Origin of the sequence: Streptomyces sp. NPDC007162 (genome assembly GCF_040634175.1) — a bacterium.
In the GTDB taxonomy this organism is placed as follows: domain Bacteria; phylum Actinomycetota; class Actinomycetes; order Streptomycetales; family Streptomycetaceae; genus Streptomyces.
In genome coordinates this window covers 1-2,485 of record NZ_JBEYFC010000851.1, presented here as the reverse complement: position 1 = coordinate 2,485, position 2,485 = coordinate 1, and the positions used below count along the sequence as shown (strand labels likewise).

3 protein-coding genes and 1 pseudogene are annotated in these 2,485 nt (G+C 71.0%); 2 read left to right on the top strand and 2 right to left on the bottom strand.

The window, feature by feature from the left end:
- Nucleotides 1-238, bottom strand: a 238-nt coding sequence (locus ABZ646_RS44905) for a hypothetical protein (protein WP_360533078.1), incomplete at its 3' end; no start/stop codon positions are given.
- A gap of 67 nt (nucleotides 239-305) precedes the next feature.
- Between ABZ646_RS44905 and ABZ646_RS44900 the strand changes: the two are divergent.
- Nucleotides 306-413: pseudogene (locus tag ABZ646_RS44900) on the top strand (XRE family transcriptional regulator); the annotation flags it as partial.
- 632 nt (nucleotides 414-1,045) lie between these two features.
- Here ABZ646_RS44900 and ABZ646_RS44895 read toward each other — a convergent pair.
- Nucleotides 1,046-2,242: an alpha/beta hydrolase gene (locus tag ABZ646_RS44895; RefSeq protein WP_360533075.1), complete on the bottom strand. Its 1,197-nt coding sequence runs from the start codon at nucleotides 2,240-2,242 to the stop codon at nucleotides 1,046-1,048.
- Between ABZ646_RS44895 and ABZ646_RS44890 the strand changes: the two genes are divergently transcribed.
- A partial coding sequence (locus ABZ646_RS44890) for a hypothetical protein (RefSeq protein ID WP_360533072.1) occupies nucleotides 2,235-2,485 on the top strand: 251 nt, incomplete at its 3' end. The two genes, ABZ646_RS44895 and ABZ646_RS44890, sit on opposite strands and share 8 nt — an antisense overlap.

Genomic DNA, 2,485 nt, shown 5'->3' with positions numbered 1-2,485 from the left:
TGCCCATCGGGCCGGTGTCCTGCGGGATCGCCCAGATCTCGCCCTTGGAGCCGCTGACATCGACCATTGCCTGTTCGGTCAGGAGGCGTCGCGCGGTGTTCGCGTAGCGCAGCATGGTTGAGGCCGACAGGCCACGCTCGGATTGCATCCAGCACCGGTACCGCTCCAGCAGAACCTCCGCTGGCGAGGGTGTCACCTGCGGCGCGGGCACCATCCCGGCCTCACGCAGGTACGTCATCAGCGGGACCATGCCACGCGGCCCCGCCACCCGGCGACGCCCCGCTCGCTGGAGATCGGAAAGGTGCTCCGGCGAACGGGCCGTCGGCGCCGAGGAACAGCCGGGGTCGGGCCCGGTGCGGCCAGTGCCGCGCGGCCGTCGTGGAGCCGGGCCGCGCTCGCTCCCGCCAAGCTGACAGGCCGGACGGTGACGGTGGGTCGTGGGAAGGGGCTGGCGCGGAGCTGCCCGGTGTGCCTGGGGTGGCTGGTGGTGCACTGGTGCCGGGTGTGCGACGGGTGCCGCCCCTGGGTTCGGAAGTACCCCCAGCGCGGGGTGTGCCCGCGGTGCCGGCACGAGGCACACCTGAACACGGACGGGCTGTGCAAGCCGTGCCTCATGGCGATCCGAGTTGAAGAAGACGCCGAGTGGGCTCTGGGCCTGGTGGAGGCCCGGCCTCGGCCGGTCCAGCTCACCTTGGGCGGCACCTACGGCGACCGGTCGGCATCTGCCCGGCCACTGCGCAGGCCCACCAGGAACGGACGGAGTGTGCGGGTCGAGTGGTGGACCAAGCTCCGCCAGCAGCGCACCGCTCCCGCCGCGCCGCCAGTGCCGGAGCCGCAGGTACACGGCCAGGTCCCGTTCTTCACCATGCCCCGCCTGCTGGGCGACGCCACGGTCAGCGCGCTCGTCGGTCGGCCGGTAGCCGGACGGGAGCAGGACACCTTCGTCTGGCCTACGACGAACACGACGCCAAGCCCTGCCGCTGGACCTACGACGGCAGCCCGCTCAGAGCCGCATGAACCCTCGAAGGATCAACGCGGCGCTGCACTAGGACTGGAAGGCTACTTCCGGATTGTTCGGTGAGGGGCCGTCCAGCAGCGGACTGTGGATCCCCTTCAGCGTCTGGTCGAAGAACGCTGTCACGTACTCGCGCGTGATCACGATTCCACGTTCGGGATCGAGGGGTGGCGTCGGGAACCCGGCCTCCTCCTCGAGCAGGTCCACGTCGGTGAAGCTGGGGTGGTTGGCGCCGGTGACCGCCAGCCACTTCTTGTAGCCGCCGAGGGCGGCCCAGGCCTGCCCCCAGTTGTCGCCACCGCCGGCCGAGTGGTACGCGGCCGCACCCAGCATGAGGAACGGCCGGTTGATCTGGCCGGGCATCGGGGCCGGGCTGAAGGTGCCGTCCATGTTCACCCCGGCCCGTACCCGCGGGTCGGCGATCATCGTGGCGGCGGCCGCCGCTCCGCCGATGGAGTGCCCGGCCATGCCGATCTCGTGCTTGTCGATGAGGTGTGCCAGGCACCACGCGGTATTGCCGTGCGTCAACCGGTCGATCACGAAGGACACGTCCAGCGCGCGGCTGGCGGTGACCGTGTCCATGTCGAGGTTCGGGTCATCGCAGATCGCGCACGGCGGCGTCTGGCCGTTCGCCAGCGTCTCGCCACTGTCCTCGTAGGTGTGGCCGACGAGCGCGACGACGTAGCCGTGACTGGCCAGGTCGGTCGCGAGCGAGGTGAGCACCATGCGCGGGTCCCCGAACCCGGGTGAGAGGACCACCAGCGGATACTTGCCCCGCTGCGGCCGCGCGCCGTCGAAGGCGTGCGTGGTGACGCTGGAGACGTTCTGCGGGGTGATGCCGGAGCTCGCCGGTATCTTCGCGCGCTGGATGTGTCCGGCTGCCTCGGCGAGGGTCATGTAAGGGGCCGGAGTCCCGGTCCCGGGGACGGCCGGGTAGACCATCGTGACAGTCAGTTGGCGGGGGCCGGATGACGGCACCCACGGGTCGGGACGGCTCGCGTCGGTGAGGTGGATGACGTCCTCGCCGGCGGCGTAGGGGCCGGTCGGCGCGGGGAGCGTGCCCTGGAAGGACCGTGTGGGCGCGGCGGCAGCTGTGGCGGCGGTCGCGTGCACGGTGGACGGCGGGGTCGTGGCGGCGAGTCCGGTGCCGGTCGCGGCCACTGATGCGGCGAGACCCAGGATTGCGACAGCGCTGATACGGCGCTTGCGGTTCGAGGCAGTGTTCACGGGCACGATCCTGCCCGGCCCCGCCCTGACGCTCGATCATGCAGGCTTCCGTCTTGAGGGTGGTGCTGGCTACAACACTGAGATCCCCAGCGTCGCGAGGTTCCCTTCGCCGGCATCGTCGAGCGCCACCTTCGTCTTGGCCTACGACGGGCGGCTGGTCGAACAGGCCGGTGCGCTCGTCCCGCCGGGACATCCGCAGTCGCCGGACCTCATGGCCGCTCGCGGGCACCTGGCGTACACGTA